Annotated in this window: 19 protein-coding genes, 1 other RNA gene and 1 pseudogene; 5 read left to right on the forward strand and 16 right to left on the reverse strand. The window is 66.9% G+C overall.

What is annotated here, in order from left to right; genetic code table 11:
• The first annotated feature begins 24 nt into the window (after positions 1-24).
• Complete coding sequence (locus tag JD971_RS09330; RefSeq protein WP_202082871.1) at positions 25-1,116, forward strand: diacylglycerol kinase family protein; 1,092 nt, start codon at positions 25-27, stop codon at positions 1,114-1,116.
• The gene (locus JD971_RS09335) at positions 1,113-2,054 is read left to right on the forward strand and encodes a hypothetical protein (RefSeq protein ID WP_202082873.1); all 942 of its coding nucleotides are present in this window, start codon (positions 1,113-1,115) and stop codon (positions 2,052-2,054) included. Before JD971_RS09330 ends, JD971_RS09335 begins: the two co-directional genes overlap by 4 nt.
• Here the strand turns inward: JD971_RS09335 and JD971_RS09340 are convergent.
• The 4 genes and pseudogenes from JD971_RS09340 to JD971_RS09355 form a co-directional block, all read right to left on the reverse strand.
• On the reverse strand, positions 2,027-2,452 hold the full coding sequence (locus tag JD971_RS09340; RefSeq protein WP_202082875.1) for a hypothetical protein: 426 nt from the start codon (positions 2,450-2,452) through the stop codon (positions 2,027-2,029). The two genes, JD971_RS09335 and JD971_RS09340, sit on opposite strands and share 28 nt — an antisense overlap.
• A gap of 64 nt (positions 2,453-2,516) precedes the next feature.
• The gene (locus JD971_RS09345; RefSeq protein ID WP_202082877.1) at positions 2,517-3,071 is read right to left on the reverse strand and encodes a DUF924 family protein; all 555 of its coding nucleotides are present in this window, start codon (positions 3,069-3,071) and stop codon (positions 2,517-2,519) included.
• A gap of 5 nt (positions 3,072-3,076) precedes the next feature.
• Positions 3,077-4,500: pseudogene (gene tldD, locus JD971_RS09350) on the reverse strand (metalloprotease TldD).
• A gap of 98 nt (positions 4,501-4,598) precedes the next feature.
• Entirely contained in the window at positions 4,599-4,844 is a 246-nt protein-coding gene (locus JD971_RS09355; RefSeq protein ID WP_202082879.1) for a zinc-finger domain-containing protein, read from the reverse strand.
• A gap of 119 nt (positions 4,845-4,963) precedes the next feature.
• On the opposite strand from JD971_RS09355, the gene JD971_RS09360 reads away from it, so the two are divergent.
• A complete protein-coding gene (locus JD971_RS09360; protein ID WP_202082881.1) occupies positions 4,964-5,902 on the forward strand; it encodes an ABC transporter ATP-binding protein in 939 nt (312 codons plus the stop codon).
• A gap of 13 nt (positions 5,903-5,915) precedes the next feature.
• On the opposite strand, the gene JD971_RS09365 is transcribed toward JD971_RS09360, so the two are convergent.
• The 5 genes from JD971_RS09365 to JD971_RS09380 are packed head-to-tail and all read right to left on the reverse strand — an operon-like array spanning position 5,916 to position 8,700.
• Complete coding sequence (locus JD971_RS09365; protein WP_202082883.1) at positions 5,916-6,473, reverse strand: NUDIX hydrolase; 558 nt, start codon at positions 6,471-6,473, stop codon at positions 5,916-5,918.
• Complete coding sequence (locus JD971_RS09370) at positions 6,470-7,150, reverse strand: TPM domain-containing protein (RefSeq protein ID WP_202082885.1); 681 nt, start codon at positions 7,148-7,150, stop codon at positions 6,470-6,472. Before JD971_RS09370 ends, JD971_RS09365 begins: the two co-directional genes overlap by 4 nt.
• Positions 7,144-7,284 (reverse strand): hypothetical protein, encoded by a 141-nt coding sequence (locus JD971_RS16600; RefSeq protein ID WP_236672025.1) that lies wholly within the window; start codon positions 7,282-7,284, stop codon positions 7,144-7,146. The genes JD971_RS09370 and JD971_RS16600 overlap by 7 nt, the downstream gene beginning before the upstream one ends.
• Positions 7,268-7,993 carry a YgcG family protein gene (locus JD971_RS09375; protein WP_236672026.1) on the reverse strand — a complete coding sequence of 242 codons (726 nt, stop codon included), beginning with the start codon at positions 7,991-7,993 and terminating at the stop codon, positions 7,268-7,270. Before JD971_RS09375 ends, JD971_RS16600 begins: the two co-directional genes overlap by 17 nt.
• Positions 7,994-8,025: 32 nt before the next feature.
• Complete coding sequence (locus tag JD971_RS09380) at positions 8,026-8,700, reverse strand: LemA family protein (protein WP_202082887.1); 675 nt, start codon at positions 8,698-8,700, stop codon at positions 8,026-8,028.
• A gap of 185 nt (positions 8,701-8,885) precedes the next feature.
• On the opposite strand from JD971_RS09380, the gene mscL reads away from it, so the two are divergent.
• Positions 8,886-9,353 carry a large conductance mechanosensitive channel protein MscL gene (mscL, locus tag JD971_RS09385; RefSeq protein WP_202087517.1) on the forward strand — a complete coding sequence of 156 codons (468 nt, stop codon included), beginning with the start codon at positions 8,886-8,888 and terminating at the stop codon, positions 9,351-9,353.
• A 7-nt stretch (positions 9,354-9,360) separates the two neighbouring features.
• Positions 9,361-9,706: a transfer-messenger RNA gene (ssrA, locus tag JD971_RS09390) on the forward strand.
• 36 nt (positions 9,707-9,742) lie between these two features.
• On the opposite strand, the gene JD971_RS09395 is transcribed toward ssrA, so the two are convergent.
• The 7 genes from JD971_RS09395 to JD971_RS09425 all read right to left on the reverse strand — a co-directional run bounded on the left by JD971_RS09395 (position 9,743) and on the right by JD971_RS09425 (position 16,880).
• Positions 9,743-10,018, reverse strand: coding sequence for a hypothetical protein (locus tag JD971_RS09395; RefSeq protein ID WP_371809527.1), 276 nt, complete (start codon positions 10,016-10,018; stop codon positions 9,743-9,745).
• Between the two features lie 74 nt (positions 10,019-10,092).
• Complete coding sequence (locus tag JD971_RS09400; protein ID WP_202082889.1) at positions 10,093-11,346, reverse strand: N-succinylarginine dihydrolase; 1,254 nt, start codon at positions 11,344-11,346, stop codon at positions 10,093-10,095.
• Positions 11,343-12,356: an arginine N-succinyltransferase gene (locus JD971_RS09405; protein ID WP_202082891.1), complete on the reverse strand. Its 1,014-nt coding sequence runs from the start codon at positions 12,354-12,356 to the stop codon at positions 11,343-11,345. The genes JD971_RS09400 and JD971_RS09405 overlap by 4 nt, the downstream gene beginning before the upstream one ends.
• A complete protein-coding gene (locus JD971_RS09410; RefSeq protein WP_202082893.1) occupies positions 12,353-13,570 on the reverse strand; it encodes a hydrolase in 1,218 nt (405 codons plus the stop codon). Before JD971_RS09410 ends, JD971_RS09405 begins: the two co-directional genes overlap by 4 nt.
• Positions 13,571-13,674: 104 nt before the next feature.
• The gene (gene rsmA / locus JD971_RS09415; protein ID WP_236672027.1) at positions 13,675-14,496 is read right to left on the reverse strand and encodes a 16S rRNA (adenine(1518)-N(6)/adenine(1519)-N(6))-dimethyltransferase RsmA; all 822 of its coding nucleotides are present in this window, start codon (positions 14,494-14,496) and stop codon (positions 13,675-13,677) included.
• On the reverse strand, positions 14,493-15,488 hold the full coding sequence (gene pdxA / locus JD971_RS09420) for a 4-hydroxythreonine-4-phosphate dehydrogenase PdxA (protein ID WP_202082897.1): 996 nt from the start codon (positions 15,486-15,488) through the stop codon (positions 14,493-14,495). The genes rsmA and pdxA overlap by 4 nt, the downstream gene beginning before the upstream one ends.
• A 21-nt stretch (positions 15,489-15,509) precedes the next feature.
• Positions 15,510-16,880, reverse strand: coding sequence for a peptidylprolyl isomerase (locus JD971_RS09425; RefSeq protein WP_371809749.1), 1,371 nt, complete (start codon positions 16,878-16,880; stop codon positions 15,510-15,512).
• Positions 16,881-16,883 lie beyond the last annotated feature (3 nt).

The following is a 16,883-nucleotide window of genomic DNA, read 5'->3' on the forward strand; positions in this document are numbered from 1 at the left end:
GCCCCTATCCCGGCGAGGCGGAAAATGCCCAGCCTTTTTTCGCCCGCGCACGCCCCGCCTTTTTCCGCCCGCGCGCGCAATGCGTTTGCAGGGGTGATTTGCGCATCGCTTGCCGCTATGGCGCGCAGGGTGAACGCCCGCCATCCCATCGAACCCGCCGCCGATCCGCGCAAGGGCCGGATCGTCGTCGTGTGCAATCCGCGCAGCCACCGCATCCGCGCGCGCAGCCTGGCCGTGCCCGACGGGGTGTGCGTCGTCGATCCGCGCACGCGCGGCGACCTGCACGCGATCCTCGCGGAACTCGCGCGCAGCGACGTGTCGCTTGTGGTCATTGCGGGCGGGGACGGGACCATCCGCGACGTGTTGTCCTGCGGCGGATCGCTCTGGGCATCGGGGGGCGGGCGGGCGGTCGCCATCCTGCCCAAGGGCAAGACCAATGCGCTCGCCATGGATCTTGGCATCCCGCGCGACTGGGAAACGGCCGATGCGATCCGCGCCTGGCATGACGGGCGCGGCGCCATTCGCCCCCCAATCGAGGTGGTGCACAACGACGCGCCTGCCGATGAGCGCGAGCCCGTGCGCGGCTTTCTTTTCGGGGCAGGAGCCTTCGTCGATGCGACCGACATGGCGCAGACGACGCATCGCATGGGCGCGTTCAACAACCTCGCCGTGGCGCTCTCGACGGCGGGCACGGTCGCGCGCGTGGCGTTCGGGGGCGACAATTCCCCTTCGCGCGCGGGCAAGCGGATGCGAATCCACTATGGCGAGGATGCGGAACCCATGCATGGTGCCGCCCTCCACAGCGATGCGATGCGCTTCATCATGCTGGCGACGACGATGCACCGCATGCCGATGGGCGTGCGCCCGTTCGGCGATCCGCGCGGGGGCTTGAAAACGCTTGTCGTGGATGCGCCGCCGCGCCGTTTCATGCGGAATTTCGCCGCCATCGTGCGCGGCAGCACGGCGGAGCGGCTGGAACGCGATGGCATGCACCGGGTCGATGCCAGGAGCATGGAAATCGATCTCGACGGGGGCTTCATCCTCGATGGGGAGCGTTTCGATCCGGGCCGCTATACCTTGCGCGAAGGTGCGCCGATCCGGTTCGTCACGCCGTGAGTGCGGATCGCTCCGATCTCGCCGCGCGGGTCGCGGCGGGGCTGCGTGCGCCGGTGCGCGATGAAATCCGCGCATTTGCCGCATATCTGGCCCGGCATTACGATGCGCGCGCGGTGCTGTTCTACGGGTCGAATTTGCGGAGCGGGTCGCTCGACGGGGTGCTCGATTTCTACGTGCTGACCGCCGGGGGGCGTGAACGCGGGTTGTGGCCGCGCGTCGCCTATCACGAATATGCCCATGCGGGGGAGGAGATGCGCGCCAAGGTCGCGGTGATGACGCTCGCCACCTTTGCCCATGCCGCCACCGGGCGCCATGTCGATACGACGATCTGGGCGCGCTTCGTGCAGCCGGTCGCGCTTGCCTGGACAGATGGGGAGGATGCCCGCGACGCGGTGCGCGGGGCGATCGGCGACGCGGTGATCACCGCCGCGACGGTCGCCGCCTCGCTCGGCCCGGATGAGGGGACGGAGCGCGATTACTGGCAGGCGTTGTTCGCCGCGACCTACCGCGCCGAACTGCGGGTGGAAAAGCCCGGGCGCGAGCAGCAGATCCTCGATTTCGGGGCGGATCATTTCGACGGGCTGATGATTGCCGGGTGGACGGCGGCGGGGATCGACCATGACCGGCGCGGCGCCATCCTGCGCCCCCATATGCCGGAGGCGATGCGCGATGAAACGCGCGCCCGCTGGCACCGGCGGCGGCGGATGGGCAAGCCGCTCAATATCGTGCGGCTGTTGCGCGCGGCCACCACCTTCGACGGGGGCGCGCGCTATCTTGCGTGGAAAGTGCACCGGCACAGCGGGATCACCGTGCCGCTCACCTCCTTTCGCGAACGGCACCCGCTGCTATGCGCGCCGGTGCTGGTCGCGGGTTATTGGCGCGAGCGGCGCCGGATGCGCCGCGCCGCGGATCAGTCGTCGTCCTCGACCCGTTCGTAAGGGACGAAATCGCCAAGGAACACGACGCCGCGCATGAAGCCGGTCTGATCGACCATGCGGATGGTATCGACGCTGCACAGCTGATTCAGCACCGTATCGGTGACCATGATGTCATTGTCGTCGAGCGCCTCAAGCCCGCTTTCCGGACGGTTGACGTAAAGCTTGCTGCCGACCTCCCACACGATCGCGGTTTCGTCGTAGATCGTCGTGCGCTGATTGCGGTAATTGGGAATGCAACGCACCGGTTCGCCCGCGACGCGCCCTTCCAGCTTCTCGGCAAGCTTGGCCTCGGCTTTCGCCCGGACGCGGTCCTGCCGGGTTTCGTCGGTGTCGGCCATGGCTGGCGCGGAAAGCAGAGCGCCCGCGGCCATGGCGACGGTCAGTGTCTTCTTGAACATATCTCGCTCCTTCGTTTCGCAAACCATACGCGATTCGGTGTTAACCATCCATGACGCGCGGCCCCTACCAATCGTTTCCCGCCGCGATGGCGCGCTCTTCCGCCGCGCTGCTCTGCTTACCGAGCACGTCGTTGCGATGGGGAAAACGGCCAAAGCGCGCGATCATGCGGTAATGCACGCGGGCGAAGGACAGCACCTCGCGGTTCCCGAGCCGCGCGAACAGGCGGAGAGAGCGGCGCTGATCCGCGATGGCTTCGCTGTGCATGAGCGGCATGAGGATGAATTGCCGTTCCGCCGTGGTCAGCCCCCGGTCCCAGCCGCGCCGCAGGACACCATCGGTAATCGCGCGGGCCAGCGGATCGTTCGCAAAGGCGCGCGGATCGTCGCGGAACAGGTTGCGCGGCACCTGATCGAACAGGAGTATCGCCGCGCGCGCGATGTCGGGCGTGTGCAGGAACGCGCGCGCCGGCTGCCCTCTCAACCTCGCCCATTCGCGGGCAAATCGCCGCCGCAGCAGGGCATCGACGTCGTCGCCGCCCCCGAACCAGTCGCGCGGCGACAGCACGCCGAACCACACATGCAGCATGTCCGCCGCCCACGGCCGGGGTGCGAGCGCCATCGCCCCTATCCCGTGCCGCCCACGGTCAGCCCCTCGACCAGCAAGGTCGGCTGTCCGACGCCGCGGGCACGCTCTGCCCGCCCTTGCCACATACGCCGACCCCTTCGTCGAGCGCGAGATCGTTGCCAATGCCCTTCACCTGCGTGAGCACGGTCGGCCCGTCGCCGATCAGCGTCGCGCCCTTGATCGGCGCGCCGAGCTTGCCGTTTTCGACCTTGTACGCCTCGGTGCAGGAGAACACGAACTTGCCCGACACGATGTCGACCTGCCCGCCGCCGAAGCTTTTGGCGTAGATCCCGTCCTTCATCCCCGCCAGCATTTCGGCCGGATCGTCATTGCCGCCCTTCATGAAGGTGTTGGTCATGCGCGGCATGGGCGCGTGGGCGTAATTCTGGCGGCGGCCATTGCCGGTGGGTTCCACACCCATCAACCGGGCATTGAGCCGGTCGTGGATGTAGCCCTTCAATATGCCATCCTCGATCAGCACGGTTTCGCGCGTGGGCGTGCCCTCGTCATCGATGGTGAGCGAGCCGCGCCGCCCCGGCATCGACCCATCGTCCACCACCGTCACGCCGGGGGCGGCGACACGCTCCCCGATCCGCCCGGAAAAGGCGGAGGTGCCCTTGCGGTTGAAATCCCCTTCGAGGCCATGCCCGACCGCCTCGTGCAGCAGCACGCCCGGCCATCCGGGGCCGAGCAGCACCGCGCATTTGCCCGCCGGCGCCGCCACGCTTTCCATATTGACCAGCGCCTGGTGCAGCGCTTCGTCGATGGCGCGGTTCCATGTCGCCGGTTCGAACAGATCGTCGTAGAGACGGCGCCCGCCAATGCCGAAGCTGCCGGTTTCGCGGCGTCCGTTCTGTTCCGCCACGATCGAGACGTTGAGCCGGACGAGCGGGCGGATGTCGTTCGCGACGAAGCCGTCGGCGCGCACGATTTCGACCACCGACCAGCTCGCCGCGAGCGATGCGGTCACCTGGCAGACGCGCGGATCGCGCGCACGCGCCGCGGCGTCGATGGTTTCGAGCAGGCGCACCTTGTCCGCAAACGCAATCCCGTCGAGCGGGCTTTCATCGGTGTAGAGATGGCGATTGGTGCCGATCGGCGGCGGGGCGGGGCGGCCCGTGGTCGCGTCGAGCAGCGACAGCGTTTCGCCCGCGCGGCGAATCGCATCGGCGCTGATCTCGTTCGCGTGGGCGAAACCGGTCGTCTCCCCCGATATGCCGCGCAGGCCAAAGCCAGCCTCCCGCGAATAATCGGCGGTCCGCAGGCGCCCGTCGTCAAAGGCCAGCGCCTCCGACGCGGTGAATTGCAGGAACAGCTCCCCGTCGTCGCAATCGCGCAATGTTTCGCGCGCGAGCATCTGCGCGCCATCGGGGTCGAGCAGGCCGGGTTTGTAAAGGAACGAGCGGGGTTCGGTTGCTGTCATCCCGCCGATATAGGGGGCGAGGCGGCGTTACGCCAGACGGGGCGGAACGGATGCGGCCACGCGGTGCCGGTCAGGCAGGCCCGGTCAGCTACGCCCGGTCACGCGACGGCGGCATCGCCCGGTTCGGGCAGGTCGCCTGCGTTCAGCTCGTCGATCCTGCGTTCCGCAGGGCCGCCCTTCAACACGAAGCGGCGATCGCAATAGCCGCATTCGACATAGCCCTTCTCGTCGATCTCCATCCACACGCGCGGATGGCCGAGCGCCGCGCCGGTGCGGATATCGGTGGCGCCGTCGCATTTGACGCGGCGCGTGTCGGTATAGACGGTTTCGGGCGGCTGGATCATGGTTCATGCGATTAGCAATGCAATTTCCCGGCGGCAAGACGGATTGCGCGCCGCATGTGCCGATACTGTCCGCATCGACCCCCTTGTCTCGCCGCGCACTTGCGCGCATGAGGCGATGCGTGACCGATACCGCCGCCATATCCATCCGCAATCTCACCAAACGCTATGCCCCCGCCGGACCGGGCGAGGAGGGCAAGCTTGCGTTGAACGATGTCAGCTTCGACGTGCCGCAGGGCGGGATTTTCGGCCTGCTCGGCCCCAATGGTGCGGGCAAGTCGACCTTGATCAATATCCTCGCCGGGTTGGTCGGCAAATCGTCGGGCAACGCGTCGATCTGGGGCTTCGACATCGATTCGCAGCGCCGCAATGCGAAGCGCGCCATCGGCATCGTGCCGCAGGAAATCGTCTTCGACCCGTTCTTCACGCCGTATGAGGTGCTGGAGAATCAGGCCGGATTCTATGCCGTGCCCAAGGATGAACGCCGCAGCCGCGAATTGCTCGCCGCCGTACATCTGTCGGACAAGGCAAATGCCTATGCCCGCACGCTGTCGGGGGGGATGAAGCGTCGGCTCCTCATTGCGAAGGCGATGGTGCATTCGCCGCCTGTGCTCATCCTCGACGAGCCGACGGCGGGCGTCGATGTCGATCTGCGCCGGCAATTGTGGGAGCTTGTCACCCAATTGAACGACGAGGGCGTGACCGTGGTGCTGACCACGCATTATCTCGAAGAGGCGGAGCAGCTTTGCGACCGCATCGCCATCATCAACCATGGACAGCTGATCGCCGATACCTCGACGCGCGAATTGCTCGAAACCGCGCGGGAAAAAGTGGTGGAGGTCGTGCTCGACAACCCGATCACCGCCGCGCCGACGCATCCGGCATTTCACAAGTCGGAGCTGATCGGCGAACGCTCGGTGGCGATCACCTATGACAAGGACCGGATGACCGCGGGCGAAGTGCTCTCCATCCTTCAGGATCAGGGCCGCGCCATCGTCGACGTGACCACGCGCGAGGCCGATCTGGAGGAAGTGTTCGTCAACCTCACCCGCGACCGGTAAGCGGCGCGGGGTTTCAGCCCGCCGTTTCCTGCGCCCGGGCGAGCAGGCCCGGCGACAGCAGCATCAGCAACCGCACGTCGATCCCCTTGCCCCGTGCGCGCTGTTCATCGAGGAAAGCCTCGATCCCACAAAGCGGCACGCGGTGCACGATGATGTTCTCCATGTCCGTCCCGCCGCCTTCGCCCACCTTGGCAAGGCCGCGGGCCAGCACCATGGTGAAGCTTTCGCTGACCATGCCGGGGCTGGAATAGAAATCGCCGATGTCGATGAGTTCCTCGGCGCGATAGCCCGTTTCCTCGATCAGCTCGCGCCCCGCGGCGGCCAGCGTATCCTCGCCCGCGACGCTTTCGTAATCGCCGACGAGGCCAGCGGGCATCTCGATGCTGAACCGTCCCATCGGCACGCGATATTGTTCGACCAGAATCACATCGCCCGCGTCGATGGCGAGGATCACGGCGGCGCGCATGTTGCGCGGGCGGGTGACATATTCCCACCGTCCGCGCGTCTTGGCGACGACGTAATCGCCCTGCCATTCGATGCGTTCGGGGGCGTCGTGGTCGGGAACGCTCATATCTCGATCAACCTGTCGGGAATTTCATTGGGATTGGTGTGGTCGGCGGGCAGATGCTCGGTCAGGACCGCGCCCACGCGCTCGATCGCGGCGACCATGCCAGCCGTCGTATCCCCATGTTTCAGATGGACCAGCATCGCGGCCATCGCCTCGCCCCAGATGTCGTCGGACACCTTTGCGGCAATGGCCTCGTCGGCGAGGATCTCGGCGCGATGTTCCTGCATGGAGAGGTAGATGAGCACGCCGGTGCGGCCATGGGTGCGGCGTTCGGCCCCGACGCGGAAGATCGAGATGGCGCGTTCGTGCACCCGCTGCGTCCGCACGCGACCGGGCACCGTGGCAAAGCGCAAGCGGTCGAACCCCAGCGCCAGCCACAGGCCGAGAAAACCCACGATGCCGAGCGCCGCGCCTGCCTCCAGCACGGGGCCGGGGGCATATTGCGTGTCCCATCCCCCCTGCACCATGTCGAGCAGGGCGAGCAAAGGCGCGGGAAACACCCCCGCCAGCACGATCAGCCCGAACCCGAACAAGGCCGCCCAGGCAAGGGCGATATCGCTGTACCCGTCGGAGCGGTCGGCGAGCACGGTCACGATTTCGCCCGAGGTGCGCGCCTCCGCCCGGCTGACCGCCGCCGAAATCGCATCGTGGTCGGCGGGGGTGAGGATCGCGCTCACCATCCGCCTCCGGCGCCGCCGCCGTTAAAGCCGCCGCCCCCGCCGCCGAAACCGCCGAAGCCGCCGCCAAAACCGCCATCGCCGCCGCCGAAACCGCCCCCGCCAAAGCCGCCGCCACGATCATGGCCGCCGCCCATCGCATTGCCGATCGCGGACCACAGGATCACGTCGGCGACCGCGTTGCCCGCGCCGTAACGCCGCCGCCGGCCGCGCCGCCCGCGACCCCCGCCGCGCCCGAACATGAACATGAAGGCCACGATCATCACGACCCAGAAGATCGCGCCGCCAATGGTGCCCGCGTCGACTTCGCCCTCCTGCGCCGCGGCGGCGGCCTCGGCCTCCGCGATGGCTTCGGCCTGCGCCGGCTCCCATGTTCAGCCGTTCGATGATCGCATCGACGCCCGCGGCGATCCCGCCGGGCAGGTCCCCTTCGCGAAAGGCGGGAAGGACGACATTGCGCACGATGCGCCCCGTCGAAATATCAGTCAGCCGCGTCTGCACCCCGCGCGAGGTGGTGATGAACACCTCGCGTTCGCTCGGCGCGACGAGCATCAGCACGCCCTGCTCCGTCTGCTCGCCCCCGATGCCCCATGTTTCGGCCAGCCCCTGCGCATAGGCAAAGGGTTCCGCGCCATCGAGGCTCTCCACCGTGGCGACAATGACCGCATTGCCGGTTTCGCGGTTGTAACGCCGCAATTTCCGGTCAAGCGCCGCCTCTTCCGCCGGGGGAAGGACATTCGCCGCGTCCAGCACCGGACCATCGGGGCGGGCGGGATAATCCTGCGCCCCGGCGGGCCCGGCGACCATCGCCATAACGGCGATCAGCAGGGCGAGAACAAACCGCATGGGTAAACCCGCGGGCAAGGAAAGGCGGGCGATCAATTCGCCGCCGCTGCGGGCGCCTGCGTGCTGTTGTCGTTGGCGGGGGCGGCACCGGGTGCGATGCCGGGCGCGCCCATGTTGCCGAAATCGACATCGGGCGCCGTCTGTGCCGACGGTTCGGCGGTGAACGCCTGCATCGGTTCGGCGCCGTGGATGATCTTCGCCCCGATGACGGAGGGGAAGGTGCGGATCTCGGTGTTATATTCCTGCACCGCATCGTTATAGCGCGTGCGGGCGGTGTCGATGCGGTTCTCGCTGCTTTCGAGCGAAACCATCAGATCGGCGAACCGGCCCTGGCTCTGCAACTGGGGGTAGTTTTCGACCACCGTGCGCAGCTGGCCCAAGGCCTGAGTCAGCTGGTTCTGCGCCTGCTGAAACCGTTGGAATTCCGCGGGGTCGGACAGGTCGTCGGTCGTGACGGTGATGCCGGTCGCGCGGGCGCGCGCCTCCGTCACATTGGTCAGGATCTGCGTCTCCGACTGCGCGGCGGCACGGACCGTCGCGACGAGATTGGGGACGAGATCGGCGCGGCGTTGATACGCGCTTTGCACGTCGGCCCAGCGCGCCTTGGCATTTTCCTCCGCCGTGGGGACGGAATTGATGCCGCACGCGGAAAGGCCGAGCGCGAGAAGACCGGCCACGGCGATGCGAAAGCTGCGCAGAACAGGCATTGACGAAAGATCCCTTGCAATAAAATCCGCCGCCCGAAAAACCCGCGCGGCAGGTGTATTGCCAGTATAAGGCGGCTGTGCGCGCACGCAATGGTTTTCGCCCCGGATTGCATGGCTCGCGGGGCCATGCCACATGGTCATTCGACCAGACGGGCGTGCGGAACGCCGGCATACGGGGGACATCGGTGTTCAACGAGTTCAAGAAATTCATCGCGCGCGGCAACGTGCTCGACCTCGCCGTGGGCGTCGTGATCGGCGCGGCGTTCGGCAAAATCGTGACCTCGCTTACCGAGAGCATCATCATGCCGATCATCGGCGCGATTTTCGGGACGATCGATTTTTCCAACCATTTCCTGCGCCTCGGTCCGATCCCCGAAGGATACAGCGGCGCCCCCGACAATTATGCCGCGCTCAAGGAAGCGGGCGTGCCGATGCTCGGCTATGGCGATCTCGCGACGCAGGTGGTGAATTTCCTGGTGATTGCGGCGGCGCTGTTCCTGCTGGTGAAATCGGTCAATCGCGCGCTCGACGCGATCGAGGAGGAGAAGAAGGCCGCCGATTCGACCTCCGACACGAACAAGGCACCCACCGATTCGCAGCTCGATGTGCTCAAGGAAATTCGGGACGCGTTGAAAAATCGCGACGCGACCTGACCGTCTTCCCCTTCACATCGCGCGCCAATGCCCTATATGGGGAGGTGCCGGTTTCGACCGGCTATGGCGATAAATTGTGATGTGCAATAGGCACAGCGGACCCGGGGGCAGTACCCGGCGGCTCCACCATATACCCCGTTTCGATGGGGCGCATGACGGGGCCGAACCAGGATCGACGTGTGTTGAAAGACATTATTTTTGCCCGGGCTGAGTAACCCGTAAAACTGTTCAAAACACACAAGTGCCAACGATAACGAAGCACTCGCTCTCGCCGCGTAATGTGACGGCCTAACGGCCTGAATTTACAAAGCTAAAGCGCGGTTGGACCCACCGGGCAACAGAAGTGGATTCCGGGGCTCCGGGGGTAGCTAGCAACAGAAACCCCCACCTTATTCCTGTATCGTCGTGCTTTCTTCCGCATGGTCGGCCTCCGCCGCCCGGGCCGCGGCCTCATGCGCGAGGCAATCGAACAGCTTCACCCCGGCCATGAACACCGAACCCGTGCAGGCGAGGAACAGCAGCCGCCCGCCCCAGCCAGGATATTCGACGAGATAGGCCGAACCACGCTCCGCCGCGCCGAGCGCGAGGGCGTAGATCACCATCGACGCCTCGAACCGCGTCTTGATGACGAAAAGCCTGCCGACTTTCCGCAACCTGTCCCGCACCTTGCCGATTCCCGATCACCCTTTCGCCGTGAAATATGCGAAAGGATAGGCGGCCCGCCGGCGTTGACAAGCTGTTAACCAAGCTCCTCGATATCGAGCGCGGTCAGAAGCGCATTTCGTGCCGTTTCAACGGTTTGCGCCAGCGCATCATCGCCCAGCCGGTCCGGCGCGATGGTTTCGGGCCAGTGTTCGGCAATGACCGATTCGATCTGCGCCGCCTTCTCCTCGTTCAGAAGAAAGCGCGGATCGACATGTGCGGGATCGCACGCCACGCGCAGGCGCAGGCACGCCGGACCGCCGCCATTGGCCATCGATTGGCGCACATCCACGGGCAAGACCTGCCGGATCGGGCCATTGCTTGCCAGCATCGTGTCGAGCCATTGGCGCACCTCCGGATCCTCCCAGGTTTCGAGCGGCACGATCAATGCCATGCCCCCTTCGGGAAGCGTGACGAGCTGCGCATTGAAGAGATAGCTCGCCACCGCCTTTTCGAGGCTGACGGCGCTGGCGGGGACGATGACGAACTGCGCGCCCGGCAGGATGGCACGGATCGCGTCATAGGTGCCTTCGGGATCGGCGAAGGCCTGTTCATGCGCGAACAGCACGGTTTCATTGGCCACCGCGACGACGTCGTTGTGGAAGGCGCCGACCTCGATCGCCGCGGGTGCCTGTTCGACGAACAAGGTGCGTTCGGGCGAAAGGCCGTGCAACCGGGCGACGGCGCGGCTCGCCTGCTCGTGCTGCCGTGCGGGAAAACGCCCGCCCTGACGCCCATAGACGAAGATTTCGAGCGCGCGATCGGCATGGCCGGTGCCCATCCGCATGTGATTGGCCGCGCCCTCGTCGCCATAGGTGGCGGGCACCGGCCCGTGCACCGCGAAATGATCGTCGGCAAAGGCGAGCCGCAATTGCCGCAAGGTGTCGGGCCATTCGATCGAGCGATGCGCCATGGTGACGAGATTGGCGACGGTCAGGTGACAGCGTCCGTCCGCGGTATCGGGCGCGGGCGAAACCGTCGCGGCATTGGCCGTCCACATCGAGGATGCCGACCATGCCGAGGCGAGCAGCGCCGGGTCGAAATCGCGCCCCTCCGTAACGCCCATCGCGGCGGGAAACGCACGATTGGGGCGGGGCAGGGGCAGGAAAAACCCCTGCGCCAGCCCCAGCGCCATGTTGTGCCGCATCTTCGCCACGCCCTGCAACGCGGCGGCGCGCGGGTGCGACACATCGCCCTTGTGCCGGGTCGCGGCCAGATTGCCGAGGCTCAGCCCCGCATAATTGTGCGAGGGGCCGACGATGCCGTCGAAATTGATCTCCCGAATACTCATCGCGCCACGCTCCAGATTTCGTCGCCGGTTGTCACGTTCAGCAGGCGCTTCGCCTCCGCATCGATGGCGACGCCGTCCTCCTCCACCTTGCGATGGCCGTAGCAGCAGCGAAATTCGCCCAGCCTTCCCGTCGCGATCAGCGCGCGTTCCCCGTCCGCGCCATCGGCGTCGAGCAGGGGGGCGGCATGGGCGTCCGCGATCGTGCGCACATTGTCGGTGCGCGCCGTCATGGTCGGCCCGCCGTCGAAGATGTCGACATAGCCCTCGGCCGCGAACCCCTCGTTTTCGAGCATGCGCATCGCCGGACGCCCGGTTTCGTGCGGCACGCCGATCGCCTCGCGCGCGCTGTCCGAAATCATCGAGACATAGATGGGATGGCGGGGAAACAGGTCCGCGATGAACTGGTTGCCGTGCACCGCGTTGAATTCGTCCGCCTCGCGAAAGCTCATGCCGAAGAACCGCCCGGCGACCCCGTCCCAGAACGGGGAATTGCCCTGTGCCCCGACGATACCGCGCAATTCGGCGAGCAGGCGTTCGCCGAACCGGTCGCGGTGCATGGCGATGAACAGGTAGCGGCTACGCGCGAGCAACATGCCCAGCCCGCCCGCGCGCGCATTGGGATGAAGGAACAGCCCGCCGACCTCGCTCGCCCCTTCGAGATCGGTGACGAGTTGCAGCGTTTCGTTGCGGAAGGTCCGGTCGAGCTCGCGGCTGTGCTGCGTCTGGCTCGTGATGCGGTAGGAATAGAAGGGGAGGTCGCCGCCGATGCTGCTGAAGATCTGGCAGGTGCCGCGCACCGCGTTGTCCTCGCTATCCTCGAGCACCATGACGAACAGATCGTCGCCGACACCGCTCGCCTCGCGGCCCGTCGCCTCCGCCGAACGGGACAGCTTCTTCATCAATGCGTCGCGATGCGGCGGCAGGTTGGTGAACCCGCCCCCCGTCAGCTTCGCCATTTCATAAAGATGCTCCAGATCGTCGGTGCGCGCGGGCCGGATGAGATAGCTCATGCCAGTTCCCCCGCCGCAATGCGGTGAAGGACCAGCGCCGACAATCCCGCACGCTCGGCCAGCGAATCGACGATCATGAATTCGTCCGCCGAATGGATGGAGCCGCCGCGCACGCCCATCGTGTCGACCACCGGCACGCCGCACGCCGCGATATTATTGCCGTCGCACACGCCGCCTGTATCCTTGCGGCCGAACTCCTGGCCGAGGTCGTGGCCGGTGCGCTGCACTAGGGCAAAGAGTTTTTCCGCCCCTTCGTCGACCGGCTTGGGCGGGCGCGAAATGCCGCCGTGCAATTGCATGGTGACGCCGTGCGCACGCGCGATATTCGCGATCATCCCGTCGAGCGCGCGGGTAAAGCTTTCCGCCGCCGCGTGGCTCTTGGGCCGGATGTTGAAGCGCAATATGGCAAGGTCGGGAACCACATTATTGGCTCCGCCGCCGTCGATCCGCGCCGGATTGATGGGAATGTCGGCGTTCTGCAATTCCTTCAGCCGCACGGCCAGTTCCGCCGCCGCGACGATGGCATTGCGCCCGTCGCCGGGGTTGCGCCCCGCATGGGCGGATTTGCCTGTGACGGTTACGCTGTAATTGCCGGACCCGCCACGCGCGCCCGCGAGCGTGCCATCGGGAAGCGTCGCCGGTTCATAGGTCAGCGCCGCATGCTTGCCCCGGGCGAGCCGGTCGATGAGCGCGGCACTCCCCGCGCTTCCCGTTTCCTCGTCCGAATTGATCATCACGTCATAGCCGAGCCGGTCCGCATCGGCGCCGCTCTCGAACGCTTTCAAGGCTTCCAGTATCACGCACAGCCCGCCCTTCATGTCGGCAAGGCCGGGACCGTTAAGCACGCCGGGTTCCAGCTCGGCAATATCCTGAAACGCGGAATCGGCGGGAAACACCGTGTCCATGTGCCCGGTGAGGAGGACGCGCCGCGCCGCATCGGGCCGGACGGAGAGGACCATGTGGCGCCCGCGCTGCACCTCTTCCTCGCGGCCGTCGGGGGCGATGGCGATGACGGGGTCGGGCGCGATCATCGTGACATCGCCCGGCAATTGGGAAAACGCCTCGGCGAGAAGGTCCGCCTGATGCGCGAGGCCGTCCAGATTGGCGGTGCCGGTGTTGATCCGGCTCCATGCCAATGTGCGGTCCAGCATGGCGGAGGCGTCGATGGTGTCCAGAAGCGCGGCTTCGGTCGGATTGAGTGATGCTGCTTTCATATGCGACCAACTCCTAAGCCGCGCAGAGGGAATTGGCCAGTGTGGTTGCATCAGGCGCGCGCCCGGAGCAGGCGCGCCCCCGGATCAGGCGCGGATGGCGTGCATCACGACAGTGCGCGCGCGATCGCGGTGAATTCCGCGAGGGTGAGCGTTTCGGCGCGCCGCTGCGCATCGATGGCAAGCGTGTCGAGCGCTGCCAAGGCGCCCGGCATACCCTTCAAACTCTGGCGCAGCATCTTGCGCCGCTGGCCGAAGGCCGCCTCCGTCACGCGGGCGAGCACGCGCATCGATACGCCCGGCGGCGCATCGGCAGGGGTGACATGGACGATCGCGCTCATCACCTTGGGCGGCGGGGTAAACGCGCTTCGGTGCACCTTCATCGCGATTTTCGCGCGCGCCCTCCATCCGGCCAGCACCGACAACCGGCCATAGGCGCCCGTGTCCGGTTCGGCGACGATGCGCTGCGCGACTTCCTGCTGAAACATCAGGGTGAGCGAGGTCCATTGCGGCGGCCACTCCTCCTGCCCCATCCAGCCCGTGAACAGCGCGGTGCCGACATTATAGGGCAGGTTCGACAAAATCGCATAGGGACCGGGAAAGAGCGTTGCCGGGTCGATGGCCATGGCATCCCCCTCGATCACGCGGAGCTGTCCGGGAAACGCATCCTGCAACTCGGCAAGCGCGGGGAGGCAGCGGCGGTCCATCTCGATCGCCGTGACCTGCGCGCCCGCCCGCAACAACGCGCGCGTCAGCCCGCCGGGCCCCGGCCCGACTTCCAGCACGTCGCGCCCGGCAAGATCGCCCGGTATCGCCGCAATACGGTCGAGCAATTGTTCGTCGAGCAGGAAATTCTGACCCAGTGCCTTGCTCGCCGACAAACCGTGCCGCGCGATCGTTTCGCGGATGGGCGGAAGGGTCTGCGTCACGCGGCCAGCCGGCGAAGGGCGCATTCGTGGGCCATGCGGATCGCGGCGATGGTCGGGCCGGCGTGCGCCGCATCGGTGCCCGCGATGCCAAAGGCCGTGCCGTGGTCGGGCGAGGTGCGCACGATCGGAAGGCCGAGGGTGACATTCACCCCGGCATCGAAATCGAGCACCTTGAGCGGGATCAGCGCCTGATCGTGATACATGCACGCGGCGAGATCATAGCCTGCGCGCGCGGCGGCGTGGAACATCGCATCGCCCGGATGCGGGCCGGTGATGGTCATTCCCGCCTCGCGCAGCGCGGCGATGGCGGGGGCGATGATGCGCGCTTCCTCGTCGCCCATGCGTCCGTTCTCCCCGGCATGGGGGTTGAGCCCGGCGACCGCGATGCGCGGCGCGGCAATGCCGAAATCGCGGGTGAGCGCGGCGGCGGCAATGGCGATCCGCTTCTCGATCAGCGCCGCGCTCAGCCGTCCCGGCACCTCGCACAGCGGGACATGCACGGTCAGCGGCACCACGCGCAGCGACGGCCCGGCCAGCATCATCACCGCGTCTTCGGCCGGTACGCCGCAGGCCTCGGCGACGAATTCGGTCTGTCCGGGGTGGGCGAAACCGACATCCTGCAACGCTGCCTTCGCGATCGGCCCTGTGATCAGCGCCGATGCCTCGCCCGTGACGGTCAGCCGCGCGGCCTCCCCCAACGCGGCGAGGGCGAGGCTTGCGCCATCGCGGTCCGGATGGCCGGGGCGGTAGGGGACGTCGCCAAGGTCCAGCACCGGCATCGCATCGCCCGCCGCGTCCATGTCGGACAGGCTGGCGATGGGTGCGATGTCGACCGCCAGCCCGTGATGCGCCGCGACGCCGCGCATCAATTGCGCGCTACCGACGATGGCAAAGGGCGGGAGACCCTGCGCCGCGCGGTCGCAGAACGCCTGCGCGAGCAATTGCGGCCCCACGCCCGCCGGATCGCCGACGGAGGCCACCAGAGGGCGCATGCGCGGCGTCACGTGCGCGGATCAGTTATATTCGATGACGGCATCGCGGCGCAGGTCGCGCAGATAGATCTGCGCCCGCTTGTTGATGCGCTCGTCCTCGATCTGCGACATGAGCTGATCGAAATCTGGGCCGGACGCGGCGGTCGGCTCGCTCCGCCCGCACAGCATCAGCACACGCACGCCTTCCTCGACCGAGCCGAAGGGCTGCGTCACGCCGCCCGGCGGGAGGGTCATCATCGTATCCTGCAACGGGGCGGGAAGATCGCGCACGCGGACATTGTCATTCGACACGACCTCGGCGCCCAGCTGTGCCGCCGCGGCATCGACGCCGCCGCAACCGCCGAGATTCTGCACCCCTTCGGAGAACCGTTCGGCCCGCGCCGCCGCTTCGTCCTGCGAAATGCCGGCGGGGAAGGCGATCGAAATCTGCTTCAGCGAGAGCAGCGCATCCTTCGGATCGGAGACGAGCACCTGGCGCTTGTCGATGAGATAGAGGATGGAATAGCCGCCCGTCAGCGGGATCGGCCCGACGAGCTGCCCCTGCTGCATCTGCGCTGCGGTGCGGGCGAGTTCGGGCGGCAGCGTGCCGAGCCGGACCCAGCCGAGGTCGCCGCCGACTGCCGCGGTCGAGGCCTCCGAATACTGACGCGCGTAGGCGACGAAACTGCCGCCCTGCTGAATCTGCTGCATCACCTGCTGCGCGCGCTGTTCGACGGCGGCGGCGTTTTCGCTGGTTGCCGAAAGGAAAATTTCGCCGACGCGATATTCCTCGGTCCCCTTGTCCGCCTCGAGCCGGTCGAGCCGTTCCTGAACCTCTTCTTCCGACACGTTGATGAAGGGCGCGATATTGCGGCGCAGGAGGCGCTGCCACGCGAGTTCGCCGCGGATCTGCTGCTTCATCGAACGGGGGGAGGAGCCGATGGATTCCAGATAGGCATCCAGCTCCGCCGGGGTCAGGTTGAAATTCTGCTGCGACACGCGGTTGTAGGTCGCCTCCACCTCGGCGTCGGACACCGGGACCTCGGATGCGGTCGCTTCCTGAATCTGTAGCGTTTCGTCGATCAGGTTCGTCTGAATCTGTGCGCGCAGGCGTTGCCGGTCCTCGGGCGAAAGCTCCGTTTCATTCGCGGCCAGCACGATGGCGAGCCGGTGGTCGATATCGGTGCCGGTGATGATGTCGCCATTGACGATTGCCGTCGCGCCGCGGAACCCGCCGCCGGTGTCGCCGCTGGTGAAAACCTGCGGCTGTGCGGGAATGTCGAGCGGCTGCGTCGCGCCGGGATCCTCGCGATTGGCGGCCTGCGCCGCGTCGGAGGCGACCTGCGCCAGCACCGGCGTCACCGTGAGCGCCATCGCGCCCAGCGCGCAGGCGGTGCGGGAAAGGGCGCGCAGGCC

The organism is Croceicoccus sp. YJ47, from assembly GCF_016745095.1.
Taxonomy (GTDB): Bacteria; Pseudomonadota; Alphaproteobacteria; order Sphingomonadales; family Sphingomonadaceae; genus Croceicoccus.